This window comes from Variovorax sp. EL159 (assembly GCF_900100965.1).
Lineage (GTDB): Bacteria > Pseudomonadota > Gammaproteobacteria > Burkholderiales > Burkholderiaceae_C > Variovorax.
Map to the genome: position 1 here is coordinate 358,654 of NZ_FMUJ01000001.1, position 22,948 is coordinate 381,601.

The 22,948-nt window shown below is 65.8% G+C and carries 22 protein-coding genes; 17 read left to right on the forward strand and 5 right to left on the reverse strand.

Features of this window, described 5'->3' with window-relative positions; genetic code table 11:
- Nucleotides 1–187 precede the first annotated feature (187 nt).
- The 5 genes from BLQ28_RS01650 (at nucleotide 188) to BLQ28_RS01670 (ending at nucleotide 4,587) form a co-directional block, all read left to right on the forward strand.
- Entirely contained in the window at nucleotides 188–1,462 is a 1,275-nt protein-coding gene (locus BLQ28_RS01650; protein ID WP_093236822.1) for an acyltransferase family protein, read from the forward strand.
- Nucleotides 1,459–2,514, forward strand: coding sequence for a glycosyltransferase family 2 protein (locus BLQ28_RS01655; protein WP_256327135.1), 1,056 nt, complete (start codon nucleotides 1,459–1,461; stop codon nucleotides 2,512–2,514). The genes BLQ28_RS01650 and BLQ28_RS01655 overlap by 4 nt, the downstream gene beginning before the upstream one ends.
- Entirely contained in the window at nucleotides 2,511–3,785 is a 1,275-nt protein-coding gene (locus BLQ28_RS01660) for a TCR/Tet family MFS transporter (protein WP_093236823.1), read from the forward strand. Before BLQ28_RS01655 ends, BLQ28_RS01660 begins: the two co-directional genes overlap by 4 nt.
- Before the next feature lie 191 nt (nucleotides 3,786–3,976).
- A complete protein-coding gene (locus BLQ28_RS01665; RefSeq protein WP_093236824.1) occupies nucleotides 3,977–4,207 on the forward strand; it encodes a hypothetical protein in 231 nt (76 codons plus the stop codon).
- Nucleotides 4,208–4,347: 140 nt separating this feature from the next.
- Nucleotides 4,348–4,587: a hypothetical protein gene (locus BLQ28_RS01670; protein WP_093236825.1), complete on the forward strand. Its 240-nt coding sequence runs from the start codon at nucleotides 4,348–4,350 to the stop codon at nucleotides 4,585–4,587.
- Between the two features lie 81 nt (nucleotides 4,588–4,668).
- Here BLQ28_RS01670 and BLQ28_RS01675 read toward each other — a convergent pair whose 3' ends face one another.
- Complete coding sequence (locus tag BLQ28_RS01675) at nucleotides 4,669–4,872, reverse strand: hypothetical protein (RefSeq protein ID WP_093236826.1); 204 nt, start codon at nucleotides 4,870–4,872, stop codon at nucleotides 4,669–4,671.
- Nucleotides 4,873–4,881: 9 nt separating this feature from the next.
- Complete coding sequence (locus tag BLQ28_RS01680) at nucleotides 4,882–5,166, reverse strand: hypothetical protein (RefSeq protein WP_093236827.1); 285 nt, start codon at nucleotides 5,164–5,166, stop codon at nucleotides 4,882–4,884.
- A gap of 539 nt (nucleotides 5,167–5,705) precedes the next feature.
- On the opposite strand from BLQ28_RS01680, the gene BLQ28_RS01690 reads away from it, so the two are divergent.
- The 12 genes from BLQ28_RS01690 (at nucleotide 5,706) to ntrC (ending at nucleotide 19,410) form a co-directional block, all read left to right on the forward strand.
- Complete coding sequence (locus BLQ28_RS01690; RefSeq protein ID WP_093236829.1) at nucleotides 5,706–7,307, forward strand: class I SAM-dependent methyltransferase; 1,602 nt, start codon at nucleotides 5,706–5,708, stop codon at nucleotides 7,305–7,307.
- Between the two features lie 44 nt (nucleotides 7,308–7,351).
- Entirely contained in the window at nucleotides 7,352–9,088 is a 1,737-nt protein-coding gene (gene ggt, locus BLQ28_RS01695) for a gamma-glutamyltransferase (RefSeq protein ID WP_093236830.1), read from the forward strand.
- 61 nt (nucleotides 9,089–9,149) lie between these two features.
- Nucleotides 9,150–9,899 (forward strand): pseudouridine synthase, encoded by a 750-nt coding sequence (locus BLQ28_RS01700; protein WP_093237650.1) that lies wholly within the window; start codon nucleotides 9,150–9,152, stop codon nucleotides 9,897–9,899.
- Nucleotides 9,900–9,989: 90 nt separating this feature from the next.
- Complete coding sequence (locus tag BLQ28_RS01705) at nucleotides 9,990–11,006, forward strand: YncE family protein (protein WP_093236831.1); 1,017 nt, start codon at nucleotides 9,990–9,992, stop codon at nucleotides 11,004–11,006.
- Nucleotides 10,990–11,799 (forward strand): polysaccharide deacetylase family protein, encoded by an 810-nt coding sequence (locus BLQ28_RS01710; protein ID WP_093236832.1) that lies wholly within the window; start codon nucleotides 10,990–10,992, stop codon nucleotides 11,797–11,799. Before BLQ28_RS01705 ends, BLQ28_RS01710 begins: the two co-directional genes overlap by 17 nt.
- Nucleotides 11,800–11,808: 9 nt before the next feature.
- Nucleotides 11,809–12,783, forward strand: coding sequence for a sterol desaturase family protein (locus tag BLQ28_RS01715; protein WP_093236833.1), 975 nt, complete (start codon nucleotides 11,809–11,811; stop codon nucleotides 12,781–12,783).
- Between the two features lie 50 nt (nucleotides 12,784–12,833).
- A complete protein-coding gene (locus BLQ28_RS01720; RefSeq protein WP_093236834.1) occupies nucleotides 12,834–13,724 on the forward strand; it encodes an EI24 domain-containing protein in 891 nt (296 codons plus the stop codon).
- Nucleotides 13,721–14,521 carry a competence/damage-inducible protein A gene (locus tag BLQ28_RS01725; protein WP_176800987.1) on the forward strand — a complete coding sequence of 267 codons (801 nt, stop codon included), beginning with the start codon at nucleotides 13,721–13,723 and terminating at the stop codon, nucleotides 14,519–14,521. The genes BLQ28_RS01720 and BLQ28_RS01725 overlap by 4 nt, the downstream gene beginning before the upstream one ends.
- A 146-nt stretch (nucleotides 14,522–14,667) precedes the next feature.
- Nucleotides 14,668–16,083 (forward strand): type I glutamate--ammonia ligase, encoded by a 1,416-nt coding sequence (glnA, locus tag BLQ28_RS01730; RefSeq protein ID WP_093236836.1) that lies wholly within the window; start codon nucleotides 14,668–14,670, stop codon nucleotides 16,081–16,083.
- 146 nt (nucleotides 16,084–16,229) lie between these two features.
- Nucleotides 16,230–16,742: a hypothetical protein gene (locus tag BLQ28_RS01735; protein ID WP_093236837.1), complete on the forward strand. Its 513-nt coding sequence runs from the start codon at nucleotides 16,230–16,232 to the stop codon at nucleotides 16,740–16,742.
- A 13-nt stretch (nucleotides 16,743–16,755) separates the two neighbouring features.
- Entirely contained in the window at nucleotides 16,756–17,835 is a 1,080-nt protein-coding gene (glnL, locus tag BLQ28_RS01740) for a nitrogen regulation protein NR(II) (RefSeq protein ID WP_093236838.1), read from the forward strand.
- 24 nt (nucleotides 17,836–17,859) lie between these two features.
- The gene (gene ntrC, locus BLQ28_RS01745) at nucleotides 17,860–19,410 is read left to right on the forward strand and encodes a nitrogen regulation protein NR(I) (protein WP_093236839.1); all 1,551 of its coding nucleotides are present in this window, start codon (nucleotides 17,860–17,862) and stop codon (nucleotides 19,408–19,410) included.
- 27 nt (nucleotides 19,411–19,437) lie between these two features.
- Here ntrC and BLQ28_RS01750 read toward each other — a convergent pair whose 3' ends face one another.
- From BLQ28_RS01750 to BLQ28_RS01760, 3 genes are all read right to left on the reverse strand, one after another.
- Entirely contained in the window at nucleotides 19,438–19,995 is a 558-nt protein-coding gene (locus BLQ28_RS01750; RefSeq protein ID WP_093236840.1) for a hypothetical protein, read from the reverse strand.
- Nucleotides 19,996–20,007: 12 nt separating this feature from the next.
- Nucleotides 20,008–20,793 (reverse strand): exodeoxyribonuclease III, encoded by a 786-nt coding sequence (gene xth, locus BLQ28_RS01755; protein ID WP_093236841.1) that lies wholly within the window; start codon nucleotides 20,791–20,793, stop codon nucleotides 20,008–20,010.
- Between the two features lie 204 nt (nucleotides 20,794–20,997).
- A complete protein-coding gene (locus tag BLQ28_RS01760; protein ID WP_093236842.1) occupies nucleotides 20,998–22,884 on the reverse strand; it encodes a sensor histidine kinase in 1,887 nt (628 codons plus the stop codon).
- Between the last annotated feature and the right edge of the window lie 64 nt (nucleotides 22,885–22,948).

Sequence of the window (22,948 nt, forward strand, 5' to 3'; positions counted from 1 at the left end):
TGTTCGCCCTGCATCGGCGCGGTGCCGCATGGGCGTATGCATCGCTGTTCCAGTCGCCGGCAGTTGGTGATGCGACCGGCGCCTGCGCGCCCGACAGGGAGCGTGCCGGGCCTGCGGAGGGGAGAAGCGGCAATCCCGCAAAGCCGCCGCGAGCTACGCTGCAGCAGCAACGCAGGCCGCGCCGGCGATGAGTGTCTTCTCCGTCTGGCCGTACTTCGTGCTCGTGCTGATCGTGCTCGGCATGCTGATGCTGCCGGTCTTCAGCGCGGCCGACGAGCCGCTGCAGCGCAACCAGCGCACCGCAACGCTCGACGGCCTGCGCGGCTTTCTCGCGCTGAGCGTCTTCGTGCATCACCTGATGGTGACCCACGGCTACATCGAGCGCGGCGAATGGACGTTTCCGCCGTCGGGCTTCCACACCCTGCTTGGACAGGGCGGCGTGGGTGTCTTCTTCATGATCACGGGCTTCCTGTTCTGGGGCAAATTGCTCGATGCCGAGGGCCGGCCGGACTGGCGCAGCCTCTACCTCGGCCGGTTGTGGCGCATCGGCCCGACGTACCTGCTGGCGGTCGGCCTGATGTTTCTCGTCGTCGCCTGGAAAACCGGCTTCGTGCTCAGGGAGCCGGCGTGGTCCGTGCTGGCTGCGGCGCTGCAGTGGCTGGCCCTTGGCATCGTGCCGCGGCAGCCCGATATCAACGGCTACGTCGGGACGACCTTGATCCTCGCGGGCGTGACCTGGACGGTCTTCGTGGAATGGCTGTTCTACGGATCGCTGCGCCTGATGGCGCCGCTCGCGCGTGGCGGGCGAACGCCGCGCTTCGTTGCCGCCGGCTTGTTGTTGCTGTGCCTGCCGGCGCTGACGGTCGCGGCGCTGCCATCGGCCGGCTCGCCGACGAAGCCCACGCTGGCGCTGGTGATCGGCGCGCTGGCCTGGGTGCTGGCGTCGTTCCTGTTGGGGATGCTGTCGGCGTGGCTGCTTCGGAACGATGGCGTGAGCCGGGCCAGAGCGCGCCTGCCGGAGTGGGCGGCCTCGCTGCTCGCGCTGCTCTGCCTGGCCGCCGTGTTCATCGGGTTCCCGCACATGGTGGGCCCTGTTCAGGTCTTGCTGCTCTGGGGCTTCTTTCACCTGGTCTGCAGCGACAGCACGCTGTATGGCCTGCTGGCCACGCGCGTGGCCCGGCGCATGAGCACGGTGAGCTACAGCATCTACTTGCTGCAGGGACTCGTGCTGACCGTGATCTTCGCGATGCCATCGGTGCGCGATTTCGCGATGGCCGGGGCGATGCAGTACTGGATGGTGGGCACGCTGTGCGCGCTGCTGCTCGTGGCGGCATCGGTCGCGAGCTATCGCTTCGTCGAGAAGCCGGGCATTGCACGTGGCAGGCGTGCGCGTTCTGGCGCCACGATCCGCGGCATTCATGGCAATGGATTGAAGCAACCTCTGCAAGGAACGCGACCATGAGCAATCCGTCTGGCAACGAGTGCGACGCCTTCCTGTCGAAACGCGAGGTGCCTTTCTCGTTCGGTGCCGTCGTCGTCACCTACTTCCCGACCGACGAACAGGTGGCGAACCTTCACGCGCTTGCCGGTTCGTGCCCGCGCCTGTGCGTGGTCGACAACACGCCGCAGGCGGGGGACTGGCATCGGGCGCTTGTCGATGCAGGCATCCACGTGCAGCACAACGGCAATCGCGGCGGCATCGCGGGGGCCTTCAATTGCGGCATCGCCGAACTTGAAGCGCAGGGTGCCGAACTCTTCTTCCTGCTCGATCAGGATTCGAAGCTGCCGCCCGGCTACTTCGATGCCATGTGCGAGGCCGCGATGGCAGCCCGGCGTCGGGGAGGCGAGGGCAGTGGTGAGGAAGAGGCGGCCTTCCTGATTGGCCCGCTCGTCCACGACACGAACCTGGACGCGCTGATCCCGCAATTCGGCCTTCAAGGCAAGCGTGTCTACCAGTTCGATCTGCAGCAGCCCTTCACCGAACCGCTGGTTCGCTGCGCCTTCCTGATCTCGTCGGGCTCGTTGATTTCGCGTGCTGCATGGGCCAAGGTCGGCCGGTTCGACGAGCGCTACGTGATCGACCACGTGGACACCGACTACTGCATGCGTGCCCTGCGCCGCGATGTGCCGCTGTACCTCAACCCGCACGTCGTCCTGCGGCACCAGATCGGCCAGATCGAGGCGAGGTCGCTGTTCGGCTGGAAGATCCACTTCATCAACTATCCAGCCTCGCGGCGCTACTACATCGCGCGCAATGCATTGGACCTCTCGCGGGCGCACGTGCGTGCCTTTCCCGCAATCCTGTTCATCAACGTCTACACGTTCAAGCAGATCCTGCCCATGCTGATGTTCGAGCGCGATCGCTTGAGAAAGAGCATCGCGCTGATGGTCGGCTTCTTCGATGGGCTGCTCGGGCGGTTGGGCGGCCTGCGCGAGGCGCATCCCCGGGTGGGCAAGTACCTGAGCGGCAGCGATCGGGCAACGGGGCGCGAGGCAACTTCCGCGAATTCATGACGGCCACCTCGCCCCTTCAGGCGCCGCGCGCGCGCCGCGCCGCGCTCGCCTTCATCTTCGTCACCGTGCTGATCGACTTCCTGGCGTTCGGCTTGATCCTTCCCGGCCTGCCGCATCTGGTGGAGCGCCTGGCCGGCGGCAGCACCGCGACGGCGGCGTACTGGATCGCGGTGTTCGGCACGGCGTTCGCTGCCATCCAGTTCGTCAGCTCGCCGATCCAGGGCGCGTTGTCCGATCGCTTCGGCCGGCGGCCGGTGATCCTGCTGTCGTGCCTGGGGCTGGGCGTGGATTTCGTTTTCATGGCCCTGGCGAACAGCCTGCCGTGGCTGTTCGTCGGCCGCGTGGTGTCCGGCGTGTTCTCGGCCAGCTTCACCATCGCCAATGCCTACATCGCCGACGTGACGCCGCCCGAGGAGCGGGCCCGAAGCTACGGCATCGTGGGCGCGGCCTTCGGCATGGGGCTGGTGTTCGGGCCGGTGCTCGGCGGGCAACTGAGCCACATCGATCCGCGCCTGCCGTTCTGGTTCGCGGCCGGCCTGACGCTGCTCAGCTTCTGCTACGGATGGTTCGTGTTGCCCGAGTCGCTGCCACCCGAGCGGCGCAGCCGCAAGTTCGACTGGTCGCATGCCAACCCGATCGGATCGCTGGTGCTGCTCAAGCGCTATCCGCAGGTGTTCGGGCTGGCGGCGGTGGTTTTCCTCGTCAACCTGGCCCAGTACGTTTATCCCAGCGTGTTCGTGCTGTTCGCCGACTACCGGTATCAATGGAAGGAAGACGCGGTCGGCTGGGTGCTCGGCGTGGTGGGCGTGCTCAGCGTGGGGGTCAATGCGCTGTTGATCGGGCCGGGCGTGAAGCGCTTCGGCGAGCGCCGCGCCCTGTTGTTCGGGATGGGCTTCGGCGTGCTCGGCTTCGTCATCTACGGCTTCGCCGATGCCGGCTGGGTGCTGCTGGCCGCGCTGCCGTTCGGCACCTTGCTGGCCTTCGCCGGGCCGGCGGCGCAGGCGCTGATCACCCGACAGGTCGGCGCCGCCGAGCAGGGGCGGGTTCAGGGGGCGTTGACGAGCCTGGTGTCGGTGGCGGGCATCGTCGGGCCGGCGATGTTTGCCGGCAGCTTCGGCTATTTCATCGGGGCGGATGCGCCGGTGCACTTGCCGGGCGCTCCCTTTTTCATGGCTGCGGCGTTCCTGGGCATTGGCGCGCTGATCGCGTGGGCGGACGGCCATCGGTCGAGGCGGCCGCGCGGGCAGGTCGTTGCAGCGGCCGACAAATAGATGAGTCGCGGCGGGGCACTGGCTTTCGCCGCGCGCTTGACCGCCTTTGGCGCAGGTTCGCCGACATGGCTCGTCCCCACGCGCCACGGTCGCCGAATGGTTTTCAGGATCGGTTTCTAGTAAACCTTTGTTAATACCTGTGTACTATTTCCTGAAAAGTAAGCGGTATCCGCCGTAATCTTGCATACATCATGCAAGCACCTTCACACGCTTTTGAACTGCCTGAGGGCTGGACTGCCGATTTCGAGATCGTCCGAACGCTCCACGGCTCCTATGCCGGGGTTGCCAAGCTGAGCCTGAGCGGCGTGCAGAAATGTGCGCTCGTGATCACGCAGCAGCTCACGTGGGACGGCGCCTTCGAGCGTGCGCGCGTCCGCGCTTTTCACTTCGTCAGGGAATGGGTTTCCGGACCCCGGAACTGACCCCGACACGCCGGTTCCTTCGTCCGCCTCCGACGCAAGGCATCCGGCATCGCTTCTGCTGAAGGCGGCACGCGCCCGGCGTGCCTGTCGCGATGAGGCATGGCCTTGCCCCGGGCGAGCTTCACAGACACCATTGCGCCATGGAGAAGACAAAAGTTCTGGCTACAACGATTGATATGGCACGTGCGGGCCTCGGCTTCACGCCCACAGATGCGCTGGCCTGCATCGCGGACCTGATCGAGCAGGAGGATGCGGGGAGCGAATCCTATGACCGCAATGTGGAGAGGCTGCTGCGCCTGGGCGCCTGTATCTGGACCTTGCGGCGCGGCATGTTCGCGCCGACCGCGGCCGAGATCATTCCCGAGAGGCAGCCGAGGTAGCTGCCCGCCCTCGGGCGTTGCGCAGACAAGAAACAGCCGCCTCGGGGGCGGCTTCGAACCGAGGGTTGGCGCTTCTGAAGATCAGCGGCACTGGAACAGGACGCCCTGTTCGGCGGGCGCCTTGCCGAGCCATCGCGGCGTCAGGTTCTTCGCATCGCAGTAGTCCGAGGCCTGGACGTAGGTCACGGCGCGCAGAACGCCTTCGCGAACCTGTGTGACCTCGTTGGGAGGGGTCGAGCAGCCAGTGATGACCAAAGCGAGCGGAAGCAGTGTGCGCCAATTCATCGGGCCATTCTAAGACGCGGTGCCGGCCGGTCGGGGTTCGCGGCCGGGGTAGAGATATCTGGCGTAGCTGCCGGCCTGACCGAACATCTGCTGCGCCAGCTTCACCGGATCTTCGCCCTTGTGCTTTTCGTAGAGCACCGGGCCCCAGATGATGAATCCGTCGATGCTGAGGCTCTGGGGTGCCGGCTCGATGGCCTTCCAGGCATGCGCGAATTTGGAGATCCAGGCCAGAGCTTCGCTCAGTGCGCGGTTGGGAGGCGTGGCAGAAGGGACTGTTTCTTCGTTCATGGACATGGTGACATCCTGCGTGAAAAGACTGTACAAATATACAGTAAACTCGGCGCATGGAAAACATGCCCGCCACCCTCTGGATTGCTGCCTGTGCGTACCGCCTGCAGCAGCAGTGGCACAGCGTCGACCTCCTCGAACTGGAGGAGGTTGCACGCGAACTGTGGCGCGATGCGCGGCTGCGGGCGATGTGGCCCGACGAGGCTGCGGCGCAGTGGCTTCTTCCGGTCGCTGCGGCGCCGCGTGCCCATGCCCGCCGACCCGATCTTCCATCGGTGTCGGCACCCATTCCCGGTTTCTCCTTGACGGGTCTACCGTCCCCCGCTGGTCAACCTGTGCGGGGTCCTTGATGCATGTCAGCAGCAAGGATTTCAAGCCCAGCCTCGCGGCTGGGCTTTTTTTATGCCGCGGTCCGATCGCGTCCCAGAGCCTTTGCATCGCTTTTTTTTGCCGAGGCGCGAGGCTATAGTCGGCGGGCGCTGTCGCATTGCCGTCATTCCTGTCTGGAACACAAGGCGCCGCAGCCTGCTTCGATCCCATAAAGGATGTTCGTGCCGGATTCCCTGACCTCCACGCTGACCAGCTACTACGACGCGGTGCCCTACGACTCGCACCCGTTCCCGCAGACGGCCATGGAGCATCTGGAAGCGCTGGCATTTCTTTTCGGACTCGAAGCCCCCGCGCCGGGTACGGCCCGCGTGCTGGAGCTCGGTTGCGCGGCCGGCGGCAACCTGATTCCCTTTGCGGCGCGCCACCCTGAAGCGCAGGCGCTCGGCGTCGATCTCTCGACAGTGCAGGTCGCGCAAGGCGTCGCAGCCATCGGCCATGCGGGGCTGTCGAACATTGAACTGAAAGCCTTCGACATCTCGGGCATCGACGCCTCGTTCGGTCAGTTCGACTACATCGTCTGCCACGGCGTGTACAGCTGGGTGCCCGGCCCGGTGCAGGACGCGATCCTGCGCGTGTGCTCGGAGAACCTGGCACCGAATGGCGTGGCCTACGTCAGCTACAACGTGTACCCCGGCTGGAAGGCGCGCGAGATCGTGCGCGACGCGATGATCCTGCGCGGCGGCGCGCGCGACACGCCGGACGAAAAGCTCTCCTATGCGCGCGGCATGCTCGAATTTCTGGAGCAGTCGGCCCGTGCCGACAGCGTGCTCGCGAAGACGCTCGAAGAAACCATGCCGATCGTGCGCGGGGCCAACAGCTCCTACCTTCTGCACGAGTTCCTCGAGCCCTGCAATGCGCCGTGCTACTTCAAGGAGTTCGTCGCACGCGCGGAGGATCGCGGGCTGGCCTACCTGTGCGATGCCGAGCCGTCGACCATGTTCGTGCAGAACTACGGCGACAAGGTGCGCGGCCCGCTGCTGCGCGAATGCGGCGGCAGCCAGATACTGATGGAGCAGTACCTCGATTTCCTGGTCAACCGCACCTTTCGCCAGACCCTGCTGGTCAAGCAGGTGAGCGCCGGCAACATCCGCTATCGCCTCGATCCCGCACGCATCCGCAAGCTGGAGTTCGCGGGCACCTTCGCGGTCGAGGGCGGCGGTGCGCCCACGCTCGATGCGCACGAGCAGCCCTGCCAGGCGATCCGCGGCCTGAAGGTCACGCTGCGGGTGCCGGCGCAAAAGGCGGTGGCACAGTTGCTCGATGCCAGCTACCCGGCGTCGATGTCGGCGAACGCGCTGATTACCGGCGTCGCGCAGCTCACGAACCAGCCGGTGGCCGAAGTCGATGCGCTCGTGATGGCGATGCTCGAAGAGCTGCTGATCCTCGGGGCCCTACGCATCCGGCGCACCCCGGTGCCGGTCGCGGCCGCGATTTCCGACTTACCCCAAGCGCTGCCCGCACTGCGCGTCGCGCCCGGTCTTTCGCCGGCGGCGGGCGCGACGGCCAGCAGCTGCAACCAATGGCACGAGCCCGTGGGGCTCACGCTGCTGGAACGCGCCTTGCTACCGCTGCTCGACGGCACCCGTTCACATCAGGCGCTGGCCGAACATCTTGCGGCGGAAGTGCGCAGCGAGCGCCTGCGCTTCATCAAGGACGACAAGCCGCTGACCGACCCGTCGACGGTGCAGGCGTTCGCTCAGCAGCAGGTCGCGCTGGCGCTCGATAACTTGCGGCGCAAGGCAATGCTCACGGCCTGACCATCATCATCTTTCGTCATCGAACCTACAGAGGAGACTTCAACATGCAAAAAATCCACTGGGCCCCGAAACTGCACGTCGCCGTCGCGGCGGTGCTCGCGCTGGCCGCCGCCGGCGCGTCGAACGCCGCGTCGCAGGCGCCCGTTGCCGCCGAAAACGGCATGGTCGTGAGCGCGCAGCACCTGGCCTCCCGGGTCGGCGTCGACGTGCTCAAGCGCGGCGGCAATGCCATCGACGCGGCGGTGGCCGTGGGCTACGCCCTGGCGGTGGTGTACCCGGCAGCGGGCAACCTCGGCGGCGGCGGCTTCATGACCGTGCAGCTGGCCGATGGCCGCAAGACCTTCCTCGACTTCCGCGAGAAGGCGCCGCTGGCCGCCACGGCCAACATGTACCTCGACAAGGACGGCAACGTCATCAAGGGCCTGAGCACCAAGGGCCACCTTGCCGTCGGCGTGCCGGGCAGCGTCTCGGGCATGGAATACGCCCGCGAGAAGTACGGCACGATGAAGCGCGGCGAACTGCTGGCCCCGTCGATCCAGCTGGCCGAAAAGGGCTTTGCGCTGGAGCAGGGCGACATCGACCTGCTCGGCACCGCCACGGCCGACTTCAAGGAAGACGCGGCCTCGGCCGCCATCTTCCTGAACAAGGGCGAGCCCTACAAGGTGGGCGACAAGCTGGTCCAGAAAGACTTGGCCAAGACCCTGCGCGAGATCAGCGCCAAGGGCACCGACGGCTTCTACAAGGGCTGGGTCGGCAACGCCATCGTGGCGTCGAGCCAGGGCGGCAAGGGTCTGATCACGCAGGCCGACCTCGACCAGTACAAGACGCGCGAACTCGCGCCGGTGGAGTGCGACTATCGCGGCTACCACGTCGTGTCGGCACCCCCGCCCAGCTCGGGCGGCGTGATCATCTGCGAGATGCTCAACATCCTGGAGGGCTATCCGCTCAAGGACCTGGGCTACCACTCGGCACAGGCGGTGCACTACCAGATCGAAGCCATGCGCCACGCCTACGTGGACCGCAACAGCTACCTGGGCGACCCCGACTTCGTGAAGAATCCGCTCGACCGCCTGCTCGACAAGGGCTACGCCGAGAAGATCCGCGCCGTGATCGACCCCAAGAAGGCCGGCGTCTCGAAGGACATCAAGCCCGGCGTTGCGCCACATGAAGGCAGCAACACCACCCACTATTCGATTGCCGACAAGTGGGGCAACGCGGTCTCGGTGACCTACACGCTGAACGACTGGTTCGGCGCCAAGATCACCGCCGCCAAGACCGGCGTGCTGCTGAACGACGAGATGGACGACTTCACCTCGAAGGTCGGCGTGCCCAACCTCTATGGCTTGGTGCAGGGCGAGGCCAACGCCATCGCCCCGGGCAAGCGTCCGCTGAGCTCGATGAGCCCGACCATCGTGACCAAGGACGGCAAGCCCGTGATGGTGGTCGGCACGCCGGGCGGCAGCCGCATCATCACCGCCGTCATGCTGACCATGATCAATGCCATCGACTACGGCATGAACGTGCAAGAGGCCGTGGACGCGCCGCGCTTCCACCAGCAATGGCTGCCCGACGTGACCAACGTCGAGACCTTCGCGCTGAGCCCCGACACGCGCAAGATCCTGACCGACATGGGCCACAACCTGGGCGTGCCGCAGCCGGCCAACCACCTCGCGGCGATCATCGTCGGCGCGCCGTCGCTGGGCGGCAAGCCGGTGGGCAACAACCGCTTCTACGGCGCCAACGACCCCCGCCGCAACACCGGCCTGGCAGCAGGCTACTGAACCTGCGGCAAACTCGAAGGCGGTCGTGCCCCTGTCGGCACGGCCGCTTTTTTCATTTCCCATGCATCTGCAAGACATCCTCTATACCCAGGGCTTCGGCACGCGCCGCGTGTGCGCGGGCCTGGTCCAGCAGGGCCACGTGACCATCGCGGGCGTCGTGGTGGACGACCCCTTCGAAGACCTCGATCCCGAGGGCCTGCTCTACACCGTCCAGGGCACCGCGTGGGCGTACCACGAGAAGGCCTACCTGATGCTGCACAAGCCGGCCGGCACCGAGTGCTCGCAGAAGCCCTCGACCTACCCGAGCATCTACACGCTGCTGCCGTCGCCGCTGCGCCTGCGCCCGAACAAGGGGGCGGTGCAGGGTGTGCAGGCCATCGGCCGGCTCGACCAGGACACCACCGGCCTGCTGCTGCTGACCGACGACGGCCAGTTCGTCCACAAGATGGGTTCGCCCAAGCACCACGTGCCCAAGGTCTATGAAGTGACGGCCAAGCACGAGGTCGACGAGGCACAGATCGCCAAGCTGCTGGCCGGCGTGGTACTCGACGACGACCCGAAGCCGGTGCGCGCGGCCGCCTGCGAATCCGACAGCCCGCTGCATCTGCGGCTCACGCTGACCGAGGGCAAGTACCACCAGGTCAAGCGCATGCTGGCCGCGGTCGGCAACCGGGTCGAGGGCCTGCACCGTTCGCGCATCGGCGACCTGGCGCTGCCCGAGGACCTGGCGCCAGGCCAATGGCGCTGGCTGACCGGCGAAGAGGTCGCCGCGCTGCGCGCGCCGGCCAAGCCTTCGAAGCCTTCCAAATAGCCACAGAAGGTCACGGAAAGGCGGCCGCGGCAGTCAGCGAGTCTTCATCTGCGGCCGTTAAGATCGACAGCTCTCTCTCGGAACCTTCCCTTGCGACTTCCTGCCCGACCGAATGGCCGCATCGCGGCCTTCCTGCTCTCCTGCCTGACGGCGCTCGCAACCCTGGCGGCACACACCGCCACCGCCGCGCCGGCCGAGCCGCCTCCGATCTTCGTGCTCAATTCGCTGGATGCCAGCGTGAGCGTGATCAATCCCGTCGACTGGACGGAAAAGCAGCGCATTGCCACCGGCAAGGAGCCTCACCACATCTACATGACGCCCGACGAAAAGTCGGTCATCGTGGCCAATTCGGCGGGCGATTCGCTGACCTTCCTGAACCCCCGCACGGCCGAAGTGCAGCGCGTGGTCTACGGCATCATCGATCCGTACCAGCTGCAGTTCTCGCGCGACATGAAGTGGTTCGTGACGGCAGGCAACCGCCTGAACCACGTCGACGTCTACCGCTGGGACGGCAAAGACCTGAAGCTTGCCAAGCGCATCGCCTCCGGCAAGACGCCCAGCCACATCTGGATCGACAACACCAGCACCATCGCCTACGTGACGATGCAGGACAGCGACGAGATGATCGCCGTCGACCTGCCCACGCAGACCATCAAGTGGCGCACCTCCACCGGCCCGATGCCGGCCGACATCTTCGGCGTTCACAACGACAAGACCCTGCTCGTGGGCCTGACCGGCGGAGACGGCGTGCAGGTGTTCGACGTGGCTGGCGCACAGCCCAAGCTGGTCGGCAAGATCCCGACCGGCAAGGGCGCCCATGCCTTCCGTTCGGCCGGCGACGGCAAGACAGTGTTCGTGAGCAACCGGGTGGCCAACACCATCAGCCGCATCGACCTGGCGACGCTGAAGGTCGTCGCCACCTACGCCGTGCCGGGCGGCCCCGACTGCATGGACGTGTCGGCCGACGGCAAGACGCTGTACGTCACTTCGCGCTGGGCCAAGAAGCTCACGGTGGTCGACCTGACCAGCCAGAAGGTGGTGCGCCAGGTCAACGTCGGCCGTTCGCCGCACGGCGTCTGGACCCTGGACCATGGCAAGCGCACGTAAACGCTTCGGCGCGGCGCTTTCGTTCCTGCTGGCCGGAACCATGGTGCCCGGCGCCTGGGCGGCGCAGGGCGCTTCTTGCGAAAAGCCCGTCTACCTGACCTTCGACACCGGCCACATGGGCATCGCCCCTCTGGTGGCCGACGTGCTCAAGCGGCAGGACGTTCGCGTCACTTTCTTCGCCGCCGCCGAGCGCACCCAGACCGATGGCAACAGCCTCGACGACCACTGGGCGCCGTGGTGGAAGGCGAGGGCGGCCGAAGGCAACGAATTCGGCTCGCACACCTACGACCACGCGTACTGGCGCGGCGACGTCAAGGGCTCGCCGCCCAGCTTCCGGATCAGGCCGTCGGCCGGCCCGCAGGACGGCAAGGAGTCGACCTGGACCGCGGCCGAGTACTGCGCCAACATCCGCAAGTCGTCCGACCGGCTGGAGGCCATCACCGGCAAGAAGCCGCTGCCGCTGTACCGTGCACCGGGCGGCAAGACCTCGCCCCAGTTGCTCGCTGCTGCCAAGGCCTGCGGCTATGAATACGTGGGCTGGGCGCCCGCAGGCTTTCTCGGCGACGAGTTGCCGAGCGAGAAGTTCAGCAACGCGAAGCTGCTCACGCAGGCGCTCGACACGATCCGCCCCGGCGACATCCTGCTCGCGCACCTGGGCATCTGGTCGCGCAAGGACCCGTGGGCGCCGGCCAACCTGGAGCCGCTGATCGTCGGCCTGAAGGCCAAGGGCTTCTGTTTTCAAACGCTGCGCCAGCACCCGGATTTCCGCGCCTGGATCGCATCCCACCCCTGAGTTCGCGCCGTGATCGATTGGCTGACTGACGTTTTTTCCGCGCTGCAAGGCTGGTTCTTCGAGACGGCCGTGCAGCCGCTGGTCTATGCCATCGGCCTGGGCGGCTGGACCGAAGACGCCTTCGACGCCACCGGCTGGCTGCTGGTCGGCCTCATCCAGATCCTGGTGCTGATCGCGATCATCGGCCCGCTGCAGCGCTGGCGCTCGGTGGAACCGGTGGTCGACCGCCACGCCATTCGCATCGACGTGTTGTACACGCTGATCCATCGGCTCGGCCTGTTCCGGCTGGCGATCTTCTTCACGCTGCAGCCTTTCTTCGACGACGCCATGGGCAGCCTGCGCACGGCCGGCTGGGGCACGTTCCACCTCGACGAGGTCTGGCCCGGCGTGACCGACGTGCCGTGGATTGCTTTCGCCATCTACCTCGTGGTGCTCGATTTCGTCGGCTACTGGATCCATCGCGGCCAGCACCAGTTCAACTGGTGGTGGAGCCTGCATTCGCTGCATCATTCGCAGCGCCAAATGACGATGTGGAGCGACGACCGCAACCACCTGCTCGACGACATCATTCACGACACGCTCATCGTGATCGTGGCGCAACTGATCGGCGTGGCACCGGGGCAGTTCATTGCTTTCGTCGCCTTCACGCAGCTCAGCGAAAGCCTGCAGCACGCCAACCTGCGCGTGAGCTTCGGTGCCATCGGCGAGCGGCTGTGGATCAGCCCACGTTTCCACCGGCTGCACCACAGCATCGGGCTGGGCCACGAATCGAACGGCAAGAGCACGCTCGGCGGCCACAACTTCGGCGTGCTGCTGCCGTGGTGGGACATGATGTTCGGCACCGCCAACTTCGAGGCGCGCTACGACCCGACCGGCATCCGCGACCAGGTCGAGCCCGACGCCAACGGGCGCGTGCGCGACTACGGCCGCGGCTTCTGGGCGCAGCAATGGCTGGGCCTGAAGCGAATGGTCGGGCGCGCTTGAGGGCCACAAGCCCCTGAAATCCCGGTCCGAGGCGTTATCCTCGCACCCTCATGCGCCTGCTCCTCGACTCCTTCTGGCGCGCGGTCGCCTACTGCATGCTGCCGCGCGTGATCGTGCTGTCGCTGCTGCCGCTGGGCCTGATGATCCTGCTGGCCTCGGTGCTCGGGTACTTCTATTGGGACGCGGCCGTGGTCTGGACGCGCGGCGCGCTCGATGCCTGGCCGCTGCTGGCCAGCTTCTGGTCGTGGATCGGCCGGCTTTTCTCGAGTGACATCAAAGCCATGCTGGCCCCGCTGGTCGTGGTGTTCGCCGCCACGCCGCTGGTGGTGCTGCTCTCGCTGCTGATCGTTGCCGGCTTCATGGCGCCGGCGCTCACCAAGCTGGTGGCCGAGCGGCGCTTTCCGTCGCTCGAACAGAAGAGGGGCGCTTCTTTCTTCGGCAGCGTGGCCCGTTCGCTTGGCGTCACCATCCTGGCGCTGATCGCCCTCGTGGTCTCGATGCCGCTCTGGCTCATTCCGCCGCTGGTGCTGATCCTGCCGCCGCTGATCTGGGGCTGGCTCACCTACCGCGTGATGAGTTTCGACGCGCTGGCCGAGCATGCCAGCCCCGAAGAGCGCGTCGCGCTGCTGCGCGCGCACCGGCTGCCGCTGCTGTGCATCGGCGTGCTGTGCGGCTACCTGGGCGCTGCGCCCAGCATCGTCTGGGCCTCGGGCCTGTTGTTTGCCGCCGCTTTCTTCGTGCTGATCCCGATCGCCATCTGGATCTACACACTGGTCTTTGCCTTTTCGGCGCTCTGGTTTGCCCACTACTGCCTCGACGCGCTCGGGCAATTGCGCGCCCAGCGCGCGGCGGCCGAGGCTTCGGCCGCCGGCAGCGGCACCGAGGCCATCGAGACCTCGGAAGCCAACAAGGCCGCTCTTTCTCAATGGGGTTCACCATGACACGCGCATTCGGTCTCATCGTCGTCGGCGACGAGATCCTCTCCGGCAAGCGGGCCGACAAGCACATGACCAAGGTCATCGAGCTGCTCGCCGCGCGCGGCCTGCAACTCAGCTGGGCCGAGTACGTCGGCGACGAGCCCGCGCGCATCACCGCCGCACTCGAGCGCGCCTTTGCTTCCGGCGACATCGTCTTCTCGACCGGCGGCATCGGCGCCACGCCCGACGACCACACCCGCCAATGCGCCGCCAAGGCGCTGCGCCTGCCGCTGGCGTTGCATCCCGAGGCCGAACTGCTGATCCGCGAGCGCATGCAGGACACGGCGCGCGAGCAGGGTGTGCCCTACGAGCCCGACCGGGCCGACAACATCCACCGGCTCAACATGGGCGTGTTTCCGCAGGGCGCCGCGCTCATCTACAACCCGTACAACAAAATCCCGGGTTTCAGCGTCGGGCATGTGCATTTCGTGCCCGGCTTCCCGGTCATGGCCTGGCCGATGATCGAATCGGTGCTCGACAGCCGTTATGCCGAGCTGTTCACCCGCAACGGCGTCGCCGAGAAGTCCGTGATCGTTTTCGGTGCCATGGAGGCCACGCTCACCCCGTTGATGCAGTCCATCGAAGACACGCACGCCGGCATCAAGGTGTTCAGCCTGCCCAGCGTCGATCACGCTGAATACGGCCGCCACATCGAGCTGGGCGTCAAGGGCGACCCGGGCCGGCTCGATGCCGCCTATGCCCAGCTCATCGAAGGGCTGCACACCTTTGATGCCAAGCTTGGCCCCGAGTTGGTGCGTTAATGTTGATTGCACCAATTTGGTGAAATTTCGCCTCCATTTGGCGTATGCAGTGGTCACCAAAGCCTCTCGGGGTGAGGTGACAATGGCACAGAAACTGCATCCCTCGTCCCTGTATTCCTAACCACCATCCAACTCAGGAGAAACTGATGGCAAAGACCGTCGCCGATGTACTCAAGCTCGTCAAGGAAAACGAGGTCAAGTTCGTCGACTTCCGCTTCACCGACACCCGCGGCAAAGAGCAGCACGTGACCGTGCCTGTGTCGCACTTCGATGAAGACAAATTCACCTCGGGCCACGCGTTCGACGGCTCGTCCATCGCTGGTTGGAAGGGAATCGAAGCCTCGGACATGCAGCTCATGCCCGACCCGAACACCGCCAACATCGACCCGTTCTTCGAAGAAACGACGCTGATCCTGACCTGCGACGTGATCGACCCGGCAGACGGCAAGGCCTACGAGCGCGACCCGCGTTCGCTCGCCAAGCGCGCCGAGGCCTACATGAAGGCTTCGGGCCTGGGCGATACCGCTTTCTTCGGTCCGGAACCCGAGTTCTTCGTGTTCGACGGCGTCCGCTGGAAGAACGACATGTCGGGCTGCTTCGTGAAGATCGAATCCGAAGAAGCCTCGTGGAACACCGACAAGGAGTTCGAGCACGGCAACACCGGCCACCGTCCCGCGGTCAAGGGCGGCTACTTCCCGGTTCCCCCGGTCGACAGCTTCCAGGACATGCGCTCGGAAATGTGCCTGGTGCTCGAATCGCTCGGCATCCCGGTCGAAGTGCATCACCATGAAGTGGCCAACGCCGGCCAGATGGAACTCGGCACCAAGTTCAGCACGCTGGTCCAGCGCGCCGACTGGGTCCAGCTGCAGAAGTACGTGATCCACAACGTGGCCCACGCCTACGGCAAGACCGCCACCTTCATGCCCAAGCCCATCGTCGGCGACAACGGCTCCGGCATGCACGTGCACCAGTCGGTCTGGAAGGACGGCAAGAACCTGTTCGCAGGCGACGGCTATGCAGGCCTCTCGGACTTCGCGCTGCACTACATCGGCGGCATCATCAAGCACGCCCGTGCCCTGAACGCCATCACGAACCCCGGCACCAACAGCTACAAGCGCCTGGTGCCCGGCTTCGAAGCCCCGGTGAAGCTGGCCTACTCTGCCAAGAACCGCTCGGCCTCGATCCGCATCCCGTTCGTGGCCAACCCGAAGGGCCGTCGCGTCGAAGCGCGCTTCCCCGATCCGCTGATGAACCCGTACCTCGGTTTCGCCGCGCTGCTGATGGCCGGCCTCGACGGCGTGGAAAACAAGATCCATCCGGGCGAAGCCGCCAGCAAGGACCTGTACCACCTGCCGCCGGAAGAAGACGCGCTGATCCCGACCGTGTGCCACAGCCTCGACCAAGCGCTCGAATACCTGGACAAGGACCGTGCGTTCCTGACCAAGGGCGGCGTGTTCACCGACGCGTACATCGACGCGTACATCGAACTGAAGATGCAGGAAGTCACGCGCTTCCGCATGGCGACCCATCCGGTCGAGTTCGACATGTACTACTCGCTGTAAGTGGTTCGCCCCCAGGCTGTGTGTAAGCCTGATGGGTTATGAAAGGACGGCTTCGGCCGTCCTTTTTCCTTGGCCTGGAACATCTGGTCACCAGTGGCGTCGAATTGCATGAAAATGCGCCTTTGTCGCGCCATCCACCGATACACATGAAGACTGCTTCCCTCATTTTTCTGGCCGGTTCCCTGATAGCGCTGCCGGCGCTCGCGCAAGAGCGCGTCTGGCGTTGCGGCAACGAATACACCAACAACGCCACCATTGCCCAGCAAAAGGGCTGCAAGGTCATGGAAGGCGGCAACGTCACCGTCGTGCAGGGCACGAAGGCCTCGGGCGGTGGTAGTTCGTCGGGCTCCGGCTCGGCGGCTGCGCGCGCACCCGCAGGCAGCCCGCGCGTCGAAGGCGTCGACCAGCGCGCCCGCGATGGCGAGGCCCGCTCGGTGCTCGAGTCCGAGCTCAAGAAGGCCGAGGCGCGGCAAGCCGAGTTGCAGAAGGAATACAACAACGGCGAGCCCGAAAAGCAGGGCAGCGAAGGCCGCAATTACCAGAAGTACCTCGACCGCGTGGCCGAGATGAAGGCCGAACTGGCGCGCAATGAAAGCGACATCGCGGGCATCCGCCGTGAAATCGGCCGCCTGCCGGCCAGCAAGCAGACGCCGCAATAAGCACAAGGAAGACATGGCATTCGGGAAGAAGGCGGTTGGCGCCAACGTGCGCTTTCAGACCTTCGACCTGCTGTCCACGCTGATTGCCGTGGTCAACAGCGACGGGTCTGTGTTGTTCGCCAATGCAGGGCTCGAAGACGCGCTGGGCACCTCGCGTCGCACGCTCGAAGGCTCGCAGTTCGGCGCTTGTTTCCATGAGCCGCAGGTGTTGCGCACCGCCATCGACGGCGCACGCAGCAACGACTTCGCCACGCTGCGCTACGAGGCTTTTCTTCGCCGCGTGAACCACGAGCTGATGCCGGTGCAGGTCACGCTCGCGCAGGGCGACAAGGCGGGTGAACTCATCATCGAGATGTCGCCGCTCGAACAGCAGGTGCGGCAAGACCGCGAAGAGCGCCTCATCGATCAGGCCCAGGCCAACAAGGAGTTGATCCGCAACCTCGCGCACGAGATCAAGAACCCGCTCGGCGGCATTCGCGGCGCGGCGCAGTTGCTGCAGATGGAGGTCGAGTCGCGCGACCTCATCGAATACACGCAGGTCATCATCCACGAGGCCGACCGGCTGCAGACGCTGGTCGATCGCCTGCTGGCGCCGCACCGCCGTCCGCACGTGGTCGGCGACGTCAACATCCACGAAGTCTGCGAACGCGTGCGCTCGGTGATCCTTGCGGAGTTTCCGCGCGACCTGCACATCGAGCGCGACTTCGACGTGTCGATCCCCGAATTCCGCGGCGACCGCGAGCAGCTGATCCAGGCCACCCTCAACATCGTGCACAACGCCGCGCAGGCCCTGGCCGAGCGGCGCGCGGCCGGCGATGCGCAGATCACCTTCAAGACGCGCGTGGCTCGCCAGGTGATCTTCAACAAGCAGTGGTATCGACTGGCACTGGAATTGCATGTCATCGACAATGGACCGGGTGTGCCGGACACGATCAAGGACCGCATCTTCTACCCGCTCGTATCGGGCAGGGAAGGCGGGACAGGGCTGGGGCTGACGCTTGCGCAAACTTTTGTGCAACAGCATCACGGCGTGATCGAGTGCGACAGCGTCCCGGGCCGGACCGATTTCAAGATACTGATACCGCTGCCCTAGCGCAGCACGGCAACAAGGAGATGCATGAAGCCGATCTGGATAGTTGATGACGACCAATCGATTCGCTTCGTGCTCGAGAAGGCTCTGCTGCGCGAAGACTTGCCCACGCGCAGCTTCACCAACACGCGCGAGGTGCTCGCAGCACTCGAACAGGCCGACGACGACGAACAGCAAGGCCCGCAGGTCCTGGTGAGCGACATCCGCATGCCGGGCGGTTCGGGGCTCGATCTGCTCGACAAGATCAAGGCCAAGCACCCCGGCCTGCCGGTCATCATCATGACGGCGTTCTCCGACCTCGACAGCGCCGTGTCGGCCTTCCAGGGCGGCGCTTTCGAATACCTGCCCAAGCCCTTCGACCTGCCGCGCGCGGTCGAGCTGATCCGCCGCGCCGTCGATGAAAGCCAGCGCGAGGAAGTGGCCGAAGAGCGCATGGTTGCCGCGCCCGAAATGCTCGGCCAGGCGCCTGCCATGCAAGACGTCTTCCGTGCCATCGGCCGGCTGTCGCAAAGCAATGTGACGGTGCTCATCACCGGCGAATCGGGCTCGGGCAAGGAGCTGGTGGCACGCGCGCTGCACAAGCATTCGCCACGCGCCAATGGGCCTTTCGTGGCCATCAACACCGCCGCCATTCCGAAAGACCTGCTCGAGAGCGAACTCTTCGGCCACGAGCGCGGCGCCTTCACCGGCGCGCAGACCATGCGGCGCGGCCGCTTCGAGCAGGCCGAAGGCGGCACGCTCTTCCTCGACGAAATCGGCGACATGCCGTTCGATCTGCAGACACGCCTGCTGCGCGTGCTGAGCGATGGCCACTTCTACCGCGTGGGCGGCCACAACTCGGTCAAGGCCAATGTGCGCGTGATCGCGGCCACCCACCAGGACCTGGAGCAGCGCGTCAAGCTCGGTGGTTTCCGCGAAGACCTGTTCCACCGGCTCAACGTGATCCGCCTGCGCCTGCCCGCATTGCGCGAACGCGGAGAGGACGTGCCCGCGCTCACGCGCCACTTCCTCCAGGTGAGCGCGCGTCAGCTTGGCGTCGAGCCCAAGCGCATTTCCGATGCGGCGCTGGCCAAGCTCGCGGCCTTCAGCTTCCCGGGCAACGTGCGCCAGCTCGAGAACATCTGCCACTGGCTGACCGTGATGGCGCCGGCGCAACTGATCGAAGCCAAGGACTTGCCGCCCGAGGTGATGGCTGCCGCCAACGCGGCTACGGCCACGGCGGATGGGCATGCGACAGAGGCTGCACCCGTCGCCATGCATGCGCAGCACCCGACTGCCTCGGCGGTGCATGGCTCCGAACATGAAGCAGCGGCGCCACTCACGGCTGTCGCACCCGCTGTCGCAGAAGGTGCCTCAAGTGGCGTGAGCAATTGGGAGGCCGGCCTTGAGGTCGAAGCCCAGGCCCTGCTTGCCGCAGGACGCACCGACGTGTGGGACGTGCTCTCGCGCCGCTTCGAATCCCGGCTGATCCTCACCGCGCTGGCCAACACGCGCGGACGGCGCATCGAAGCCGCGCAAAAACTCGGCATCGGCCGAAACACCATCACCCGGAAAATCCAGGAACTGGGTATTGAGTGAAGGGCCCCGACAGGGCCCTTTTTTGATCTACCTGCTGCGCTGGCCCAGGGTGATGGAGTCGATCTGGAACTTCCCGCTCTTGTCCCACAGCCACGTGTCGACATAGGTGTGGCCGCCGAGCTTGCCCGGGTTCGGCAATGGCGACGTGGCCTTGATCAGCTCGGCAATCATCGGCGGCACTTCGGGCGCATGGCTCGGCACCCGGCTGAAGGTCACGTTGACGACCTTGCCGCTCGCGTCGATGTCGGTCTCGACCACCACCACCGCATAGACCAGCGGCGGGATCTTTCCCTTGTAGATGCGGCTCGCGTACTTGCTGTAGATGTAGCGCGCACCGATCTTGCGGTAGGCGCGCACGGCCGGTGTCTGCGCGGTGATGAGCCGCACGGTGGGTATGTCGCGGCTGCCGGGCGAGGCTTCGTCCGTCGGGGATGTCGCGGTCGCTGGCTTGCCGTCTTCCGTCTTGTCCGCCGGCTTCAGCAGCGAGCAGCCGGCGATCGCGAAGGCGGCCGCAGCAACGGCGAGGGTGCGAAGGGCCCGGGGAAGGGCGGCGATGTGCCAGGGGGCGGCTGCGCGCGCAGTCATCGGCCTGCTGCCTCAGGCGTTGACGTCGAGGTCAAGCACCACGGGCGCGTGGTCGCTCGGCTTCTCCCATTTGCGCGGCACCCGGTCGATGACGCAACCCTTCACGCGCGGCACCAGCGGCTCGCTCACCAGGATGTGGTCGATGCGCAGCCCGCGGTTCTTCTGGTAGCCGAGCATGCGGTAGTCCCACCACGAAAAGCTCTTTTCGGGTTGATCGAACATGCGAAAGCTGTCCTTCAGGCCCAGCTCGAGCAGCGCCTTGAAATGGTTGCGCTCTTCCGTCGTGTGGTGGATCGTTTCCTTCAGGCCCACGGGGTCGAAGCTGTCGCGGTCTTCGAGCACGATGTTGAAGTCGCCCAGCAGCACAAGGTTCGGATGCGCCACGAGCTCCTGGCGAAGCCATTCGCGCAGGGCGTCGAGCCACTTCATCTTGTATGCGAACTTCTCCGAGCCCGGCTCCTGGCCGTTCACGAAGTAGCAATCGACCACGCGCACCGGGCCCGATGGCGTGTCGACCGTGGCGGCGATCACGCGCGACTGGTCGTCGGTAAAGCCACCGATGTTCTTCGTCACGTCGCGCACGGGCGCGCGGCTCAGAATCGCCACGCCGTTGTAGGTTTTCTGGCCGAACACGGCCGCTTCGTAGCCCGCTGCCTTCAGCACGTCGAGCGGGAACTTGTCGTCGGTCATCTTCAGCTCTTGCAGGCAGAGCACGTCGACCGGGTTGGCGACCAGCCAGTCGAGCACGTGCTGCAGGCGGGCGGTGAGGGAGTTGACGTTCCAGGTGGCGATTTTCATGAATTTGATAGGTGATGGATTTCGATCAGGGGCTGAAGGAAATATTCATTTCGTACGTGGTACGTGGTCATGTACCCGAGCTTCGTGTGGCTGCATGCAGGCTACCTGAGTCGCCCCGGATTTTCTAACACACCTGCGAGCTTCACCTGTTAGCGCTCGCAAGCGGCCGACTCAACCGCGACTTTTGACGTGCAAGGTCTTCGGCTATGGCGCCAGCTTCGGGGCCATCGCCGCCGGCACGGCCAGATGCAGGCACAGGCAAGTCTCCCCGGGTTGCGAGCGCAGCGTGAGCGTGCCCCCCAGCGCGGCGGCTCGCGCGCGCATGTTCGTCAACCCTTTGCCGGCGAACCTGGCGTCCGCATCGAAGCCGCGGCCGTTGTCGCACAGCTGGATCTCGATGGTTTCATCCGCCGTCGCGCCATCGGTACCTTCAGCGGGCACCAGTCGCGCATTCAGGCTGGCTCGCGTTGCCGCCGAGTGCGCCATCATGTTGGCGAAGGCCTCGAACAGCAGCATCTGCATCTGATGCGACTCGCGCGAGCTCCAGCCCGTCATCATCGGCAGGCGGCTGACGTTCCAGTGGAGGTCGATGCCGGCGGCCTGCAGGCGCGGCCCGAGCCGGTAGCGCACGCTGCCCAGGGTCGAGGCCACATCGCCCTCGTCGGCATGCATGGCGTCGACCGTGAGCTTGAGCTGGTCCACGGCGTCGCGCAGGTGCAGCGTGACGTCCTCGCGCGCGGCCCCGGGCTGTTGGGCCATCCGCAGCAGCCCGACGAGTTGCCCTCCAAGGCCATCGTGCAGGTCCTGTACGAGGCGCTGGCGTTCCTCGAGCGCGCCGCGTGCTTTTTCGCCTTCTCGTTCGCGCGCGAAGGCGGCCTCCAGGGCGGCATTGCGCTCGGCGAGTTCCGCTTCGAGCGTGACGTTCATTTCCGCCACCGCACGGGAGTCCTTGCGCATGCGCTCGGCAATGACCCAGGCCAGGGAGATGGCGAAGCCCACCCAGGCGAAGCGGATCCAGGGCACCATCTCGTAGGCTTGCGGCGAGGTGCGCATGACCCAGATGTCGCGCGCACCGCACAGCACGATCAGCACCACGGCCAGGCCCAGCACGCGGTGCTCCAGCACGGCGCTGCGCGATGCCACGCGCAACACCACGACCATCATCGCCAGTCCCACCACGAGGTTCAGCGCCTGCCACAGCGGCATCAACCACAGCCACGGCACCATGATGCCGAGCCCGGCCACCACCGGTGCGAGCCAGGCCATCAGGCCCAGGAGGCGCGCCAGGCGGGTGTCGTCGCGCCCCACCACTGCCAGGGCGAAGCGGCACACCAGCGGCACCGCCGCCTGGAAGGCCGCCAGCGGCAGCACGCCCCACCAGGGCCAGGGCAACGGCGCATGTGTGAACAGCACGCGTGCCGTCTGCACCGACCAGAACAACTCGCCCAGGCCGTAGTAGAGATAGATCGACTCGCGTTGGCGCAGCCACACCAGCAGCGACAGCGCACCCAGCACGCCGCTCACGATGGTGATGAAGCGCCCACCGCTGAGTTGCCAGAACAAGGCGCGTTCGTACAGCGGGCGTATCTCGTCCTCCCGGCCCACCACCACCGGCGACAGCCCGCCTTGCCGTGCAGCCTGCGCCGCGATGACGATCTCCATGCGCAGCGGTGAGGCCGTGCCCGAGGCTGGCACCACGAAATATTGCGGCGCGAAAGAGGCATCGTCGTAGGGCCCCGGCGGGAAGGCGCCAAACCGCGTCAGCTCCTGGCCGTCCACTGACACGCGAAAACTGTTGCCCACGCGTGGCACGAACAGGGCCAAAGGCGTGGTGGGGTCGGCCGCCGGAATTTCGAACGTGAAGCGCGCCTCGCCATCGACTGCGCCTTGTCGCTGATCCCAGTGATAGGGCAGCGTGACGGTCTGGGGCTTCTGGGTCTCGGCCGGCGTCTTGCCGTGCAGGGTCAGCGTGAGCTGTGCCTGCTCCACGACCATCACGGCCCGCGCCGGAGCGCTCCACCCCAGCCCCAAGACCGCGAGCATTGTCAGCAGCAGCAGGCGCCACCCGAGCGCATCATTTCGTGGACCCATGACGCGGATGACTGTAACGGCATTTACTTACAAACCTTTCACCGCAGATCGACGGGCGCCACAA